19 protein-coding genes are annotated in these 13,612 nt (G+C 57.3%); 4 read left to right on the forward strand and 15 right to left on the reverse strand.

All coding sequences use genetic code 11. From position 1 onward, the window contains the following. The first annotated feature begins 4 nt into the window (after nucleotides 1-4). The 4 genes from Cop2CBH44_RS10000 to Cop2CBH44_RS10015 are packed head-to-tail and all read left to right on the forward strand — an operon-like array spanning nucleotide 5 to nucleotide 1,006. A complete protein-coding gene (locus Cop2CBH44_RS10000; protein WP_200754736.1) occupies nucleotides 5-322 on the forward strand; it encodes a hypothetical protein in 318 nt (105 codons plus the stop codon). A gap of 46 nt (nucleotides 323-368) precedes the next feature. Then, nucleotides 369-635, forward strand: coding sequence for a DUF6956 domain-containing protein (locus Cop2CBH44_RS10005; RefSeq protein ID WP_004303780.1), 267 nt, complete (start codon nucleotides 369-371; stop codon nucleotides 633-635). Nucleotides 636-639: 4 nt separating this feature from the next. Next, nucleotides 640-819: a hypothetical protein gene (locus Cop2CBH44_RS10010; RefSeq protein WP_134770758.1), complete on the forward strand. Its 180-nt coding sequence runs from the start codon at nucleotides 640-642 to the stop codon at nucleotides 817-819. After that, on the forward strand, nucleotides 803-1,006 hold the full coding sequence (locus Cop2CBH44_RS10015) for a hypothetical protein (protein WP_004295440.1): 204 nt from the start codon (nucleotides 803-805) through the stop codon (nucleotides 1,004-1,006). The genes Cop2CBH44_RS10010 and Cop2CBH44_RS10015 overlap by 17 nt, the downstream gene beginning before the upstream one ends. A gap of 56 nt (nucleotides 1,007-1,062) precedes the next feature. On the opposite strand, the gene Cop2CBH44_RS10020 is transcribed toward Cop2CBH44_RS10015, so the two are convergent. The 15 genes from Cop2CBH44_RS10020 to Cop2CBH44_RS10090 form a co-directional block, all read right to left on the reverse strand. Then, nucleotides 1,063-1,449 (reverse strand): hypothetical protein, encoded by a 387-nt coding sequence (locus Cop2CBH44_RS10020; RefSeq protein WP_004295441.1) that lies wholly within the window; start codon nucleotides 1,447-1,449, stop codon nucleotides 1,063-1,065. Further along, nucleotides 1,427-1,624: a hypothetical protein gene (locus Cop2CBH44_RS10025; protein ID WP_004303784.1), complete on the reverse strand. Its 198-nt coding sequence runs from the start codon at nucleotides 1,622-1,624 to the stop codon at nucleotides 1,427-1,429. The genes Cop2CBH44_RS10020 and Cop2CBH44_RS10025 overlap by 23 nt, the downstream gene beginning before the upstream one ends. Nucleotides 1,625-1,810: 186 nt before the next feature. Further along, on the reverse strand, nucleotides 1,811-3,763 hold the full coding sequence (locus tag Cop2CBH44_RS10030; protein ID WP_200754737.1) for a DUF4116 domain-containing protein: 1,953 nt from the start codon (nucleotides 3,761-3,763) through the stop codon (nucleotides 1,811-1,813). A gap of 63 nt (nucleotides 3,764-3,826) precedes the next feature. After that, nucleotides 3,827-4,231, reverse strand: a complete 405-nt coding sequence (locus Cop2CBH44_RS10035; protein ID WP_200755951.1) for a DUF3872 domain-containing protein — start codon at nucleotides 4,229-4,231, stop codon at nucleotides 3,827-3,829. A 48-nt stretch (nucleotides 4,232-4,279) separates the two neighbouring features. Continuing rightward, the gene (locus tag Cop2CBH44_RS10040) at nucleotides 4,280-4,903 is read right to left on the reverse strand and encodes a DNA methyltransferase (RefSeq protein ID WP_246469108.1); all 624 of its coding nucleotides are present in this window, start codon (nucleotides 4,901-4,903) and stop codon (nucleotides 4,280-4,282) included. A gap of 35 nt (nucleotides 4,904-4,938) precedes the next feature. Then, nucleotides 4,939-5,520, reverse strand: a complete 582-nt coding sequence (locus Cop2CBH44_RS10045; RefSeq protein ID WP_200754739.1) for a conjugal transfer protein TraO — start codon at nucleotides 5,518-5,520, stop codon at nucleotides 4,939-4,941. Nucleotide 5,521: 1 nt separating this feature from the next. Beyond that, on the reverse strand, nucleotides 5,522-6,442 hold the full coding sequence (gene traN / locus Cop2CBH44_RS10050) for a conjugative transposon protein TraN (RefSeq protein ID WP_200754740.1): 921 nt from the start codon (nucleotides 6,440-6,442) through the stop codon (nucleotides 5,522-5,524). 72 nt (nucleotides 6,443-6,514) lie between these two features. After that, complete coding sequence (gene traM / locus Cop2CBH44_RS10055; RefSeq protein ID WP_007559021.1) at nucleotides 6,515-7,795, reverse strand: conjugative transposon protein TraM; 1,281 nt, start codon at nucleotides 7,793-7,795, stop codon at nucleotides 6,515-6,517. Beyond that, a complete protein-coding gene (locus tag Cop2CBH44_RS10060) occupies nucleotides 7,770-8,069 on the reverse strand; it encodes a TraL conjugative transposon family protein (RefSeq protein WP_004295449.1) in 300 nt (99 codons plus the stop codon). The genes traM and Cop2CBH44_RS10060 overlap by 26 nt, the downstream gene beginning before the upstream one ends. 4 nt (nucleotides 8,070-8,073) lie before the next feature. Continuing rightward, nucleotides 8,074-8,697 (reverse strand): conjugative transposon protein TraK, encoded by a 624-nt coding sequence (gene traK / locus Cop2CBH44_RS10065; RefSeq protein WP_004295450.1) that lies wholly within the window; start codon nucleotides 8,695-8,697, stop codon nucleotides 8,074-8,076. A gap of 11 nt (nucleotides 8,698-8,708) precedes the next feature. Further along, nucleotides 8,709-9,788: a conjugative transposon protein TraJ gene (traJ, locus tag Cop2CBH44_RS10070; protein ID WP_200754741.1), complete on the reverse strand. Its 1,080-nt coding sequence runs from the start codon at nucleotides 9,786-9,788 to the stop codon at nucleotides 8,709-8,711. A gap of 19 nt (nucleotides 9,789-9,807) precedes the next feature. Next, entirely contained in the window at nucleotides 9,808-10,428 is a 621-nt protein-coding gene (locus Cop2CBH44_RS10075; protein ID WP_200754742.1) for a DUF4141 domain-containing protein, read from the reverse strand. Nucleotides 10,429-10,463: 35 nt separating this feature from the next. After that, nucleotides 10,464-10,778: a DUF3876 domain-containing protein gene (locus Cop2CBH44_RS10080; protein WP_004303798.1), complete on the reverse strand. Its 315-nt coding sequence runs from the start codon at nucleotides 10,776-10,778 to the stop codon at nucleotides 10,464-10,466. Between the two features lie 14 nt (nucleotides 10,779-10,792). After that, nucleotides 10,793-13,288: a TraG family conjugative transposon ATPase gene (locus tag Cop2CBH44_RS10085; RefSeq protein ID WP_070753133.1), complete on the reverse strand. Its 2,496-nt coding sequence runs from the start codon at nucleotides 13,286-13,288 to the stop codon at nucleotides 10,793-10,795. Continuing rightward, the gene (locus Cop2CBH44_RS10090; RefSeq protein ID WP_032558190.1) at nucleotides 13,285-13,611 is read right to left on the reverse strand and encodes a DUF4133 domain-containing protein; all 327 of its coding nucleotides are present in this window, start codon (nucleotides 13,609-13,611) and stop codon (nucleotides 13,285-13,287) included. Before Cop2CBH44_RS10090 ends, Cop2CBH44_RS10085 begins: the two co-directional genes overlap by 4 nt. Nucleotide 13,612: the final 1 nt, after the last annotated feature.

Genomic DNA, 13,612 nt, shown 5'->3' on the forward strand with positions numbered 1-13,612 from the left:
AACAATGAAAATCATCTATAAAAGCTACATGGCACGCCCGCTCAAACCCTTCGGGGAATGGGATTGGGAAGTTCGGGAAGCAGTCAAGACAGCCATTGCGCTCGTCGAGGGGAAAAACGGGTTCAGAACCCATTCCGAGATATGGCGAAGGTGCAACCTCGTCATTACCGTGGGACACAACATCTACACCACGAGTATCGAGATACGACCACCCGAGCAGGACGTGATACGCCGCAGGAGCAACTGGCATAACGGCTACGCCTACTACTGCAACGGCGTGTTCTGGGCGAACATGAGCAGGGTTAGAGTGGAACTTGTCTGATTAAAAAATTTCGGGGCGGCAAAAGCCGCCCGTAAAAAGCGAGAATATGAAAACGAATGAAGTAAACAAGGAAATCTCCTATGAAACGCTGCTCGTAACCTTCGGCGAGGGTATCGGGCGGCTCGACACCATGTTCGACGACCCGCAGGTGTGGGGCGTTGCCACGCTGAAGCAGTGGATCGACGGGTATGAAACTACGCGCTTCACCGAAATCGACGACCGAACGGCGGTTATCACATCCGAATACAACATGGACAGCGTGAAGGAATGGCTGCAAAAGAACACACCGATTATCAACCTGGAAAAACGATAAAATCATGCGCAAGTACAAATTATTCATCGGCTACCGGCTGCTGGGAGAGTTTTCCGGTATATGGGAAGCCAAAAATTTCGCCGCTGAAAGCGGCATGAGCGGAATTTTCTCGCTCGTGGGAGAAAATTACCGGGACAGTTGGTACGAACCCCAAAAACAGGACAAGAATGGAAACAAAGATTAAAGACATCACGGGAGCGGAAATAACCGTTACCGACTTAAAAGAGGCGGTACGCCAATGCCGGGAGTGCCTCGCAAGTCCCTACCTGATGCCCTCGGGGCATACCGTGGGGGAAAACCATGCCTACATGTTGCGGCAACTGCTCGCCCTGCAAAGGCGGAAACGGGAACACGGCAGGCAACGGCCGTGAAAATACGACGCGAAAAAAATCGGACGATAACAACCGTCCGATTTTTTTGTTTCCCGTCAATCGACCGCCGTATGGTCGCCCAGCTTCCCGTGCAGTTCACGCCCGATATGTCCGGCAATGCCACGGGGAGAAATTTCAGAGATTGAACCCCACCCGCCATGCGTGTATATGCACGTCTTGAGCGGTTCGGTACGGGAAAGGTAGAACAGATAGCCGTTGCGGAGCAGGATGCCCACGAACACCGAGCCGACCTCGATGTCGGCGATCTCGTCAAAACGTATCTTCCCGTCATTGTATAATACTGCCGTGCCATCCGCATCGGGAATGACGAACAGATCGTCTTCCATGACAATCCCGTGCAACTCGATTAGCGACCCCAGGCATTCACTCGCCGATACCCGGTCGTAATCACCCTTTACCTCATTTGTCGATTTCGTTTCCATATCGCTTTTCTTTAGGTTCAGACAAATACCATACGAAAAAGGCGTGAGAATACGTTAAATACCGGCATTGAGGTACAGCCAAGCACCCATCCACTCGATAGATAATTTCTCCCCACGCCGCTATCGCATACGCTTGACGCATATAGACACGACGATGAAGAAGAGAACTACCCATTATTTTGCGAGCGGATTAAAATTTGGCTGTTTTCAATGCCCCACCATAATGTGTTCCTTCCGTATGTAAATCGCCCGGCGGCACGCCGCCGGAGGATTCGATTGCAAATATAACGATTTCATCCGGGTATCGGCGACAACACGTGCGATTTTTAACAACCTTCCTGTCAAAGAACTACCCGCCGTCCTACAATTTCGGCCCCCGGGCAGGTTTGCGGGGCGCGACCTTCGGCTGCGCCTTCTTCTCCCTGGGCGGTTCGACGATCCGCAGTTTGAGTTTCTCCGTCTTACGGTCGTAACGCACCTCGCAGCAGTCAATCTCACCCGCAACCGACGTCCACACGTTGTTCACACGCACCGCGCCGCCCGAGTAGAGGGTCTTGTACTGCCCGTATTCGAGCGGCTGCCGCAATTTCGCGTCCACCTGACGGTGGAACGAGTAGATATTACGTCCCTTCGCTATCTCGTCGGGAACGTAAACCCGCAACTCGGGATGGGCGGCCTCGGCATAGAGGCACAGATCCGCCGTGCGAAGCTCCCTCGGAACCCACTGGATCATCCTCGGGTCGCCCCGCACGGCCGTATCGGCCACGAGCGGCGTGATGGCCGTCTGGGGAATGTCGTACAACACCCCCGCATCCTTGCGAACGGCCTCCAACGCCACCTCCTCCGTTACAAGCCGGCGGTTCAGGTGCAGGACACTCATCAACCGGTGTATCTGCTGCGGGTCGTCCTGCTCGCGGAACACCTGCAAGACCAGGGCGGGGTCGCTCAACGCGCTGATAACAGAGAAATCGGTTTTGTCCTTCCCGTAGGTACGCTCGAAAGCCTCCCGGCTCATCTCCGGCGTCCGGGCTTCGCGGGGGACGCCTTTCAGGTTTTGCGGGTTCTCCCGCACCAGGCTCATGTATAGATCCGGGCTTTTCATGCTCTCGGGCAGGTGGGCGATGGCATAGGGACTGCGCCGTATGGCCTCCATGCACAACTCCGGCGTTTTCCACTTCTCGGGGACATATTGCAGGTAGCTCCCGTCGTGCCCGACGGCACGGCGGCACATCTCCTCGTTCTTGGCGTGGTCGGGAAGATTATAGAACAGCTCCGGCTCCAGGGCGAAAATTTCCCGGGCCACCCTCGGCGTGACGTGTGCCGGGTTCATGTGCTGCAAAAAATCGAAGGTCTTATCGTAATTCGTGCAATAGAACCCCAACACTTTCAGGTGTATCTCCTCGAAGGGGATATAGCGGAGGACACGCAGGTCGTCGGTACGGGCCAACGCCCGGTTGCAGACCTCCGGCGTGAGCTGTTCGGGGTTGAAAAAGCGGATGGCCAGGGGATCGCGCTCCAGCGCCATCCCGCACAGACGGTCGGTTTTCAGATGCTTCGGAACGTACTCCAGCGCCAGGTAGTTCGAGGACACGGCGGCCTCGCAGACCCGTTCAGTGCGTAACTCCTCCGGCACTTCATGGAGCAGGATGCCGTCCCCGCTGACGGCACGCAGGCAGACTGCCTCCGTGCGCAGTTCCACCGGCACGAGCGAAAGGCAGGACGCGTCCATCCCCACGCCGTGAAGGGCCAGTTCCCCGGTCATGACCTCCGGGGCAATGGAGGCGAAAATCTCGAACTTGTCCACGAACGACATCCCGAATTTTTTCAGCCCTTCCAGGCATATATCGGGATACGGAATGTAAGGGAGTATCTTGTAATCGGCACTGTCCACCGCTTTCAACGCCGCACGGCATATTTGCGGCGTCCTCAATTCCCCGGGAACGGCCTCCAGCACCAGGCCGTTGCGCTTCACGGCCGCCATGCACAGTTCGGGGGTCTTCAACCCCTCCGGAACGTAATACAGCGCGTAGCTGTTGCTATCGACGGCGGCACGGCACATTTTCGGTGTCTTCAGACGGTCAGGGACGAATTTCAGTGTTTCGCCCCGGTGGCCGGCCGCGGCAAGACAAAGTTCCGGCGTTTTCATCGCTTCGGGAACGAACTCGATGTTGAAAGCCGATTTCTTGATGGCGAAACGGCAGACCTCCGCCGTTTTCCGATCCTCGGGCAGCGTCTCGAAAAGGTTCTCACGCCACGGGTTCTCGTACACCCCCGTATCGAGATAGGCTATATCTATTCTCTCTTGCTCTGTCATGGTTTTCAGTATTTATGGAAAGCGCCCGGGTGACGGGCGCTTCTCTTGGTTAGACATATTCCGTTATCGTTCCGTTTCCTCCGTCCCGTTCTCGCTCTGGAACGTGAAGGAGGTCTTCACGACCTGACCCGTGTTGTCCTCGACATAGACGTCGATGGTCTGCTGGTCATCGCTACGCGATGTATAATAGAGGCGGAACACCTCACGGTCGAGCGGATAGCGGTCGTTGGGCAGGAACACCGTACCGTCGTCCGTCCTCAACTCACCGCGCCCGTCGGGCTGGAAATAGCGGATCGTGTAACGCGCGCCGTCATATCTCCCCTCCCGCACGAGCGTGCAGCGGATTTCAGCGGTTTCACCAACGGAGATTCGCTTCTGAACGGGCATCGTTTCCAAAGAGAACCCATAGGACTGTTGTACCTGCAACTCGTTTTCACAGGCCATAAAACTCAATAAGACAGCGACCATGCCGCAAATGCCCGTTTTTGAAATTATATTTCTCATACTCTTGTTTTTTTAATAGGTCGTTATACATTCGTCGATAAATCGTTGTTGCTGGAGCGTGAAATAATACGTATCCAGCTCACACCCCCAAAAATCGAATCCCGATCTGTAAGCCGCCACCCGACTGCTGCCGCTACCCAGATGCGAATCGAAAATCTTATATCCCGGCTTCGCATATTTCTGAAGCAGCCACTCGTACAAGGCAACCGGCTTCTGGTTGGGGTGGATGCGCTTCTCCTTGTTTTTCATATTCTCCTGCCACATCCCGTTCCAGCGGTAAGAGAACATACGCACGGCGGTCTTGAAGGACGTCCAGGCCAGCTCGCAGTCAGCAAAGGGAGAGTTCCCGTTACGTTTGTCCCACACGATCCAGCAGGAGGTGTCCGACGGGACGGGTAAACGGCTGATAAAGTGGTTCGCACCCCATACTATCTGATTATTGCTCACCCTTTTCAACTCGATGAAATACTCCCGAGGAGGAGCCTCGCTGTCATTGCCCGTGTATGGACGATAAGGCGTAGCCTTTCCTTCATGGTTTCGGGTAGCATTCCGGCAGCCGTCCTCACCGATACCATAAGGAGGATCGACAATCGCCAAATCGAAGAAACGGTCGGGCAATGTCCTCATGAACTCCATACAATCACAGTTGTATGCCTCACTTATACCCGCCATCAGAGAATGAATTTTATACCCAGGCCGAACTGCGCGTGGAAATGTCCCGTTGTAGTGCCCCATAGGATACGCTCACGCCCCGTCAGCGAGAGGATAATCCTGTCGGTCAGGTACGCATCGACCTCCAGCGTGACGGCCCCGCCATAGAGGAAACGGTCGCGGTGGCGGAGCGTAGAGCCGTCATAGAGCCGCCTTTCGCCCCGGTTCACGCTCTCGTAACCGGCCAGCGCCGAGCCGCCGAGGTAGAAGAAAAAAGTCCTGGACGGGTCGGCGAGGAACTTGTAATAGTAACCTCCCTCGGCCGTGAACTGCGCCACCGGGATACGTTCCGACTTGTAGGGGTAATAACGGTTCAGGAACTCCGCGCCGAACACCCACTTGTCGGCATTCTTCGCGTAGCGGCTCATGGCCAGCCCGAACCAGTAGCCCGTTTCGCTGCGGCTGTCCCGGGTATAGAAGCCGTCGGCCATGCCTGCCCGTATTTCCAGCCCGCGCATGGCGGGCAGGGCACGCTGGGCGTGCGCCCCGTCCGAAAGGAGGAGGCATAACCCCAGCGTAAGAATGAATATCGCCCGTTTCATATCACTTTACCTTTAACTCGTTGATAACACGTGCGCGCACCAGGTCGGCATTCTCCACCGTGAAAGTCTGGTGTCGCCCGCCCTGCTGCTCGTGCAGTTCCACGACCAGCTGCTTGTCGTCGGCCAGCGTGAACTTCGGGAGCGTGAAGACCATGCGCTCGGTACACTTGCCGCCGATGACCTGCACGTTGTTGTACGCACGCACGGGCCATACGACCTGCTCCTGGATGGCCGTGCGTTTGGCCACCTTCTTGTCCGTAACCTTGAACGTCAGGTAGTCCACGTTGAAAGGCACGTTGGAGGAGTTTTTCAGTTGGAGGTGGAAATAAAGCAGGTCGTTATGCACGTAGATACCTTTGAGGAGGTATTGTACCCCGAAACGCTTGCAACCGATATGCTTGATCTCGCGGCGGTCATTCTTGTAAATGGACTGCATGATCAGTTTGACCAGCAGCGGAGATTCGCATCCCAACTCCTGCAAATAGATGTCCAACGCGTTATTGGGGCGGTTTACCGCCTCCCCGTCATGCAGGAAGTCCGCCATCTCGACCGACAGTTTCACCGGCTCGTCGGCATACTTGACATTGAAGCTGTAATAGGCCCCGTCCTCGGTAATAACCGAAAGGTTGCTCTCGCGCGAGAAATCACGCAGGGCCGCCTTTACACGCAGCACGTTTTCCGTGCCGTCGGCTTTCGCCGCCAGAAGATCCGAAGACCCCAGATCGACGTAACGGATGGCCGAGGGGAAAATCACATGCACGGTCTTGCTGAACGTCACCTCCAGCGCGTAGGGCGGGATAACCCGGTTGAAGGTCAGCGGACGGGTAAGACCGTCGTACAAATCGCCCGTGGAGGGCTTTTCCTGCGCGTGGGCAGCGAACATGCACCCGATAAAAGCGAGTGCCAGAAGAATCTTTTTCATACTCGATAAATTTTTGATTGTTGATAAAAATGGATTTTTTCAGTGGTGTACGGAAGTACGTCGTTTGTACCCTTATTGAAGGGGCGGGAGCAGCAGGACGCTGTAACCGGCCTTGAGCGTGACCTTGACCGAGCGCATCTTCTTGCTCACGTATTGCGACACGCCCTGGATGGCGCTGCGCCCCAGGTCGGAGAGCAGTTGCGAACCGGCATCGTCCGTGATCGTGATACTGCTGCCCATGCCCGCGCCCATATTGGCGGCGATCTCCTTCACGGCGTTGAGTTCTTCCGATCCCGGCACGGGAATACCCTCGTTGCCGTTCGTGTCATAGACCGACAGATCGACCGGAACGACCGCCCCGCCGTGCTGGACAGCGCTGACCTTGACCGTCAGCCGTTCGCCGTTGATCCTCGCCGCCCCCGTTACGGGCGTACCCGAGGGGATGAGCAGATCTCCCGCCATCATCGGTTCCAGCAGCCGGAAAGTAACCTCCCCGCCATCGGTGAGCGTCACGGTTTGCTGCACGGCGGCACGGATACTGTTGCGCTCGGGCTCGCGAAGGTCGCTCCCCACCGTGTTGAAACCCCAGTTCCGGGGCTTGACGAACTCACGGGCGAAGACCGAATCGGGCAGCGGGGCGGCGAGCAGCGACACGATGTTACGGCGCACCTGGCGCACGGGCTGCACGGAAGCCTTGCCGGAAACGGAGGCTTTCTGACGCGGGGCTTCAGGGGCCTGACCGCCGTTCATGTAGCGGGCGGCGATCTCGTAGGACTTCTCCAGCAGCGCCACCTGCTCCTCCTGGGCCGTTTTCTGCGCCTGCTGTTCTTCCAGGCGGCGTTCCAGTTCCTCGATGCGGGCCTGCATCTCGCGCTCTTCCCCCGTTTCACCGGCGGTCTCCTCGTAGAAACTGCCTAACTGACGGTTGATGTCGGCATAGGCGGCACGGGAAGTCCGGAAAGCTCCCGACGAACCGCCGGCAGGGCCGGAAGACTTATCCGGCACGGCAGCGGGCATGACGGGCTCTTCCTCCTCGTCCTCCATCCCGAACGCGAAATCCTGCAAGGAGCGCATCTTTTCCCGCTCCCTGCGCCGCATCTCCTCCTGCACGTAGGCATCACGCTTGTCCGAGAGGATACCCTCCGATTCCGGGGTCGGCAGCTCCGTGTTGAAACCCGCCGAAGGCTCCTCCCGTTCTTTTTCGCCGGGGGAGAAGATCAGCCACATGCACCCGGCAAAGGCCAGGAAAAAGAGCGGGAAGACCACCATCTTCTTCCGCATCTGTATCTGCCGGGGCGTGAGTTCCTTTTTCCCCGCCTCCGGCTGTTTATTCTGTTTTTCGTTCGTCGTCATAATTGAAATCTTTTAGATGTTTTACACTGTCGGCCTCCTGCCGTTGTCTTAATTCCAGCTCCAGCCGCTCGATATGCCGTATCTGCATCCGTTCCCCGGCTCCCTTGCCGAAGCGGTAGATGGAAGACACGGTAAAGTAGAGCGACAAGACGGAAAAGAACAAGAGCAGCGTGAGGATCACGATAATCCGCTTATCGGGCGAGAGCGCCCCGCAAGCGCGGCGCAGGTGGTCTTCGACCCACTCCCCGAAAGCCTTTATTCTCTTCTTTGCCATAGCCTTATCTTTTTAATGTACGCAAATCGCGGTTCTCCAGAATCTCGAATTTCTCCATGATGAACCCCTGCGGGTTATTGTCCGAACGCCCCGAGTTGATCAGCTCGCAGCGCGTGACCAGCGAACGCTCGGTGATGTTGCTCTCGCGGACAATCATTTGCCGGGCATAGGTCATGGCCCGGTAGGGATAGGCGTTGAAGTCGCACACCACGGAGTCCACCTCGATACGCTGGCTGATGTTCCCCGACACCACACGGTTGTAGTAACCTTTCTCCTGCATGTCCTGGTAATAGGCGAAGGCGCTCTTATCGACCAGGAACAGCGCGCGGTTGATGTTGCTCTCGATGGCCGCACGGTCGGGCGAGAGGGTGAAGAACAACTCGTGAAAACGCCGGATATGTTCGCGCGCCTCCACGGGGCGGTTCTGGCTCAAATCCTGCGAGAGCGCCAGCATCAGCGACTTGCCCCCGTCCAGGACGTAGATCTTCTCGCGCTGCTTTTCGGCGAAACGGAAGCTCGCGACCACGCTGAACACGGATACCAGCGCGCACAGGCAGAGGAACACGATACCGAAAAGCCGAATCTGCCTGAAACTTGTTTCGATGTTTTTTAATGACTTGAATTCCATTGTCCAAATTGTTATGAATGATTACTTTTACCTTGTGTTGCCAGGTTGCGCCCGTTGGGGGCACTGCCCGAAGCCGGGCCACCGCCGCCGTTACCGGAGGAGGAACCGCCACCGCCGCGACGCCCGAACGTGCGGCCGATCATGTTGCCGGCGATACCGCCCGCGACACCCGTGGCGAATGCCCCGGCCTTGTTGATACCGCCCATAGCCCCGCCGGCTCCGCCCGACTGGATCACCCACTCGGCAACGGTGGGGATCGTGAAATAGCCTATGATACCTATAATCAAAAAGATAATATAGACGCCGCTGCCGCTGTCGGGAATGTAGTTGGGGTCTTGCAGGGCCAGGACATCCGCCTGGAGCATCAACGTCTGGATCTTGGCCAGCACCGCGGAGAACAGGTCGGCGATGGGAAGCCAAAGGTACACGCTGATATAGCGGGAAATCCAACTCGCGAGCGTCGAGTGGAAGCCGTCGTAAATGGAGAGGGCGAACGACAAGGGCCCCAGAATCGACAGCACGACTAAAAAGAATGTCCGCAGCGTGTCGATGGTAAGCCCCGCGGCGTTGAACAACAACTCGAAAAAGTCCCGGACAAGCTGCCGGAAACCGGCCTTGATGTCGTACCACGTGCGTTCGGCCCACATGCTGATAATCTCGCCCAAATCCGTGATACCCATATCCGCAAGCCGTTGTTCATACACCTCGTCGTCCACTAACCAAGCCTTGCCCTCGCGCTTGCGGGCCTCGGCTTCCAAATCGTCCTTCTGTTGCTGGTATGCCTGCAAATCCAATGTCTGCCCCTCCAGTATGGCGTGCGTGCCCTGCACCACGGGCGACATCACGGCGTTGATCGTCCCCAGAACCACGGTGGGAAAGAACATCACGCACAAGCCGATGGCGAAAGGCCGCAGGAGCGGGAACACGTCGATAGGCTCCGCGCTGGCCAGTGCCTTCCATACCCGGTAAGCCACGTAAAAGAGCGCACCCAGGCCGGCGATACCTTTCGCCACCCCGATCATGTCGCCGCATAGCGGCATCATCTCCTGATACAGGTTCCGGAGAACCTGGTGTAAATTGTCGAAATCCATGACTGCCTCCGTTTTCAGGTTACCAATATCTGTCGTTCGGGTTCCCGTAAAGTGCCAGCACCCGGTGCGTGTCGCCCTTTTCGCGGCTGCGGATGAAGGACACGGAGATGGTCTTGCGCGTGTAATAGCGCGTGAGGTTGCGGTACTCCAGCATCTTCGTGTAAACCTGATCCACCACGTCCATCCGCTCCTTGTCCGAGAGCGAGAGGCCGTTGCCGCCGGTTATGACCGTCTTGAGTTCCGCCACCAGCGCGCCGCCCTCCTCCAGCAACCGGGCGTAACCCGCCGAGATCGCCGCCAGCTCGTCCACCGTGAAGTTCGGGTCTGAAACCATACGGTTGAATCCCGAGGTGTAGATTTCCGTGATCTCGCTGACCATTTCGAGCGTCAGCTTCACCTTCCGGGCATCCTTGATGATGTTATGCACCGATTTGAGGGCGTCGTAGTAAGCCTTGCTCTGGTTATAAATCTTGATACTCTCTTGCAGCGACTTGACCATGTTGGTCGCCGTGGTCGAGCTTTGAACCGCGCTCTTGATGTTCTGAACGAGGTTCGACGGGTCGATGACCGTCCACTGCGCTTTTGCCTGGTACGTGAAGCAAAGAAGCCCCACGAACAGCGTTAAAATCAATCGTTTCATCCTTTTCATTATTTAATTCGTGAATACTTGGGCGGTCATTCCGACGCCCGGTAATAATCCCCGTAGGCGGAGAGCTGGAGCACCTCGCGCCCCGCATCGTAGGCCAGGGCGACATACCCGTAGAGGTCGAAGTAACGGATACCTCCCCAATACTTCCTCACGGGACGGGAGAAGCGTGTCCCGTCCTTGTAGGACACCTCCACGTAAAAACCGCCGCCCCGGCGTCCCGGGTTGCGGTAGATGCGAACCCGGGGAGAACCCGAACGGCTTTCCCACTCGCCCGCCACCTCGTACAGCGCGAAGTCCAAACGCGCCGCCGTGGGGTCTGATCCGATACACTTGCGATACATGGCCTGCCCTCCCTTTAACGTTTGCCCTCGGCGAGCTGCCTGATCGCCAGTTCCATATCACCGCCCAGCTCGCCGGCAAGCCGCTGTACCTCCACTTTCTCCGTTTCCTCGGTCGTGTAGGCCAGGTACTCCGGGACGCTGACCTCCGTGGCATAGACCGCCGACTGAACGCCGCCCAGACCGATCCAGACCTCCTTGTATTTACGGGAAGGGTCGTTGGACTGGTTGATCGAGAGAATCTGCGCCTTCTCCTTGTCGGTCAGCCCCAACAAGGACTGAATCGCATCGAAACGGTTCATGAACTTGCGCTGGTCGAGCAGGATCTTGCAGTCCGAGTTGTTGATGATCGCCTCCTTGACCACCGGGCTGGAAATGATGTCCTCGACCTCCTGCGTCACAACGATGGCCTCACCGTAGTATTTGCGGACGGTTTTATACATATAACGCAGATATTCAGCCATATTGGCCGTAGAGAGCGCCTTCCAGGCCTCCTCGACGATGAGCTGTTTGCGTACCCCCTTGAGCCGTCTCATCTTGTTTATGAAAGCCTCCATGATGATGATGGTGACCACGGGAAAAAGCTCCTTGTTTTCCTTGATGGAATCCACCTCGAAGACCACGAAGCGCTTCGAGAGCAGGTCGATGTTGGCCCGGGAGTTCAGAAGGAAGTCGTAGCGTCCGCCCTTGTAATATTGCCGCAGGGTGATGAGCATGTTGTCGATGTTGAAATCCTCGCGGCTGACCCGGATCTCCCGCTCCTCCAGCTCGCGGCGGTAGTCGTCCCGCAGGTACTCGTAGAAACTGTCAAAACACGGCACGATATTCCGGTCGGCGCGGATACGCTCGATATAGGCGTTCACGGCACTGCCCAGCTCGCCGCTCTCGGTCTTCGTGATCTTGTCGTCCTCGGTTTTCCAGAGTGTCAGCAGCAGCGTCTTGATGCTGTCCTTCTTCTCCACGTCGAAATAGTAGTCGTCGGTGTAGAACGGGTTGAAACTGATGGGATGTTCCTCGGTATAGGTAAAATACACGCCGTCCTCACCTTTGGTCTTACGCCGGATCAGCTCGCAAAGACCCTGGTAGCTGTTACCGGTATCCACCAGCACGACATGCGTGCCCTGCTCCCAGTATTGGCGGACTAAATGATTCATAAAGAATGACTTGCCTGACCCCGAGCCGCCTAACACGAATTTATTCCTATTGGTAATGATCCCTTTTTTCATCGGTTCGTCCGAGATGTCCAGGTGCAGGGGCCTGCCGCTTACGCGGTCGCACAGCTTGATGCCGAAAGGGCTGGACGAGGATTTATAGTTGGTTTCCTCCGTAAAGAAACAGACCGCGGGCTCGATGAACGTGTAGAACGATTCCTCGGCGGGGAAATCCCCCGCGTTGCCCGGCATACCCGCCCAGTAGAGCGTGGCGGCGTCCACGGTGTTGTGGCGCGGGCGGCACTCCATCAGAGCGAGCTGGCTGCCCACATCATTGCGGATATGCCGGAGCTCCTGCACGTCGTCCGACCAGGCCAGCACGTTGAAATGGGCCCGGACGGATTGAAGACCGAACGAGTGCGCCTCGTTGAGATACTGGTCGATCCACTCCTTGTTTATCTGGTTCCCGCGGGAGTAGCGGGAAAGGGACTGCATGTTACGCGCACGTTTCTCGAACATACGCAGGTTTTCGTCGCTGTCTTCCAGGAACACGTACTGGTTGTAAAGGTGGTCGCAGGAAAGCAGAAGCCCCACGGGGGCCGCGAACGAGAGCAGGCAGTCCGAACGGTCGGTGGAAAGACGCTCGTAACGGGTGTCCGTACCCACGCGCCCCGGCAGGTCTTCCGTGTCCGAGAGCGTGTGCAGGCACACCCGTTTGTTACCCACGCGCAGAACCTCGGCCCCCAGCTCGATGTCCTGAAGAGAAGTCGTCTCCGAGAGCGAGAGGGAAAAGTACCGCTCCAGCAGGCCCGGACAATCCGCCGTACCCGTGATCTCGTCCCCCGTGAGGCGGACAAGGGTCAGGAAACCCGAATCGTTCAGAATACGCTCGAACTGTTCCGCCGCCTCCAGGAATTTTGTCGCCGATTCCCGGTTTACCTCTTTGGGAATGATGTTGCCCCGGCAGAGGGTCGAGAAGTCTGAACGCATGTGCATACGCTCCCTCGTCGTTTTCGTCAGGTAGAGGAAGCAGGCGTGGGTCAGGAACGGACGCTCGTTGAAATGCCGCTCGTAACTGCGGGAGAGGAAACTCATGTCCCCCTCGCCCGTGGCCGGACGGTAACGCTCGCGGATGAACCAGTCCTGCTTGTGTACCACGCTGTATTCGGGCAAGACCTTCAGGGCCTTGCACCAGGCGGCGTGGATCGCCTCGTACTCGGCGGACGTGACGGTGAACAGCTCCGGGAGTTCGACCCGATAGACGACCGTTATGTCCGCGTCCTTGCTGATGATACAACCGCCTTCCACGGCCAGGAGCGGGAACTTGCTTTCCAGCGTGGTGGCTTTCAAGATGTTTCTCATACGCGGCCCCCCTTTCTTTTCAGCAACCGGCGCAGGGACTTGCGGTTGAGCAGGTAGCGGGGATGCCGGCGCGCGGCGAGCAGCTTCATCAGCCCGTGTTCCCCGTAACGGGCGTTCAGGCGGAAGGTAAGCCAGACCAGCACCGAAGCCGCCGCAACGCCGAAAGCGATACATACCCACTGATCGACCCCTGCCATGTAGAGGATGACGAACACCACGAAGACGGCCAGCAGGCCGCCCGCGAAGATGAAGAGGTACTGCGCCTTCAGACCCCGGAACTCCACGCTCTTGCCGATTCCCTTGTTGATTCCATATTCCATAATT

The sequence above is a fragment of the Coprobacter secundus subsp. similis genome (assembly GCF_015097275.1).
GTDB classification, from domain to species: domain Bacteria; phylum Bacteroidota; class Bacteroidia; order Bacteroidales; family Coprobacteraceae; genus Coprobacter; species Coprobacter secundus.

Coding starts and splice junctions, on each gene's coding strand:
- Cop2CBH44_RS10060 (WP_004295449.1), bottom strand. CDS start 8,069: ATGGCAAAGAAGAGAATAAAGGCTTTCGGGGAGTGGGTCGAAGACCAC.
- Cop2CBH44_RS10035 (WP_200755951.1), bottom strand. CDS start 4,231: ATGGTCGCTGTCTTATTGAGTTTTATGGCCTGTGAAAACGAGTTGCAG.
- traK (WP_004295450.1), bottom strand. CDS start 8,697: ATGGAATTCAAGTCATTAAAAAACATCGAAACAAGTTTCAGGCAGATT.
- Cop2CBH44_RS10020 (WP_004295441.1), bottom strand. CDS start 1,449: ATGGAAACGAAATCGACAAATGAGGTAAAGGGTGATTACGACCGGGTA.
- Cop2CBH44_RS10040 (WP_246469108.1), bottom strand. CDS start 4,903: ATGGAGTTCATGAGGACATTGCCCGACCGTTTCTTCGATTTGGCGATT.
- Cop2CBH44_RS10005 (WP_004303780.1), top strand. CDS start 369: ATGAAAACGAATGAAGTAAACAAGGAAATCTCCTATGAAACGCTGCTC.
- Cop2CBH44_RS10015 (WP_004295440.1), top strand. CDS start 803: ATGGAAACAAAGATTAAAGACATCACGGGAGCGGAAATAACCGTTACC.
- Cop2CBH44_RS10080 (WP_004303798.1), bottom strand. CDS start 10,778: ATGTATCGCAAGTGTATCGGATCAGACCCCACGGCGGCGCGTTTGGAC.
- Cop2CBH44_RS10000 (WP_200754736.1), top strand. CDS start 5: ATGAAAATCATCTATAAAAGCTACATGGCACGCCCGCTCAAACCCTTC.
- traM (WP_007559021.1), bottom strand. CDS start 7,795: ATGACGACGAACGAAAAACAGAATAAACAGCCGGAGGCGGGGAAAAAG.
- Cop2CBH44_RS10030 (WP_200754737.1), bottom strand. CDS start 3,763: ATGACAGAGCAAGAGAGAATAGATATAGCCTATCTCGATACGGGGGTG.
- traN (WP_200754740.1), bottom strand. CDS start 6,442: ATGAAAAAGATTCTTCTGGCACTCGCTTTTATCGGGTGCATGTTCGCT.
- Cop2CBH44_RS10045 (WP_200754739.1), bottom strand. CDS start 5,520: ATGAAACGGGCGATATTCATTCTTACGCTGGGGTTATGCCTCCTCCTT.
- Cop2CBH44_RS10010 (WP_134770758.1), top strand. CDS start 640: ATGCGCAAGTACAAATTATTCATCGGCTACCGGCTGCTGGGAGAGTTT.
- Cop2CBH44_RS10075 (WP_200754742.1), bottom strand. CDS start 10,428: ATGAAACGATTGATTTTAACGCTGTTCGTGGGGCTTCTTTGCTTCACG.
- traJ (WP_200754741.1), bottom strand. CDS start 9,788: ATGGATTTCGACAATTTACACCAGGTTCTCCGGAACCTGTATCAGGAG.
- Cop2CBH44_RS10025 (WP_004303784.1), bottom strand. CDS start 1,624: ATGGGTAGTTCTCTTCTTCATCGTCGTGTCTATATGCGTCAAGCGTAT.
- Cop2CBH44_RS10085 (WP_070753133.1), bottom strand. CDS start 13,288: ATGAGAAACATCTTGAAAGCCACCACGCTGGAAAGCAAGTTCCCGCTC.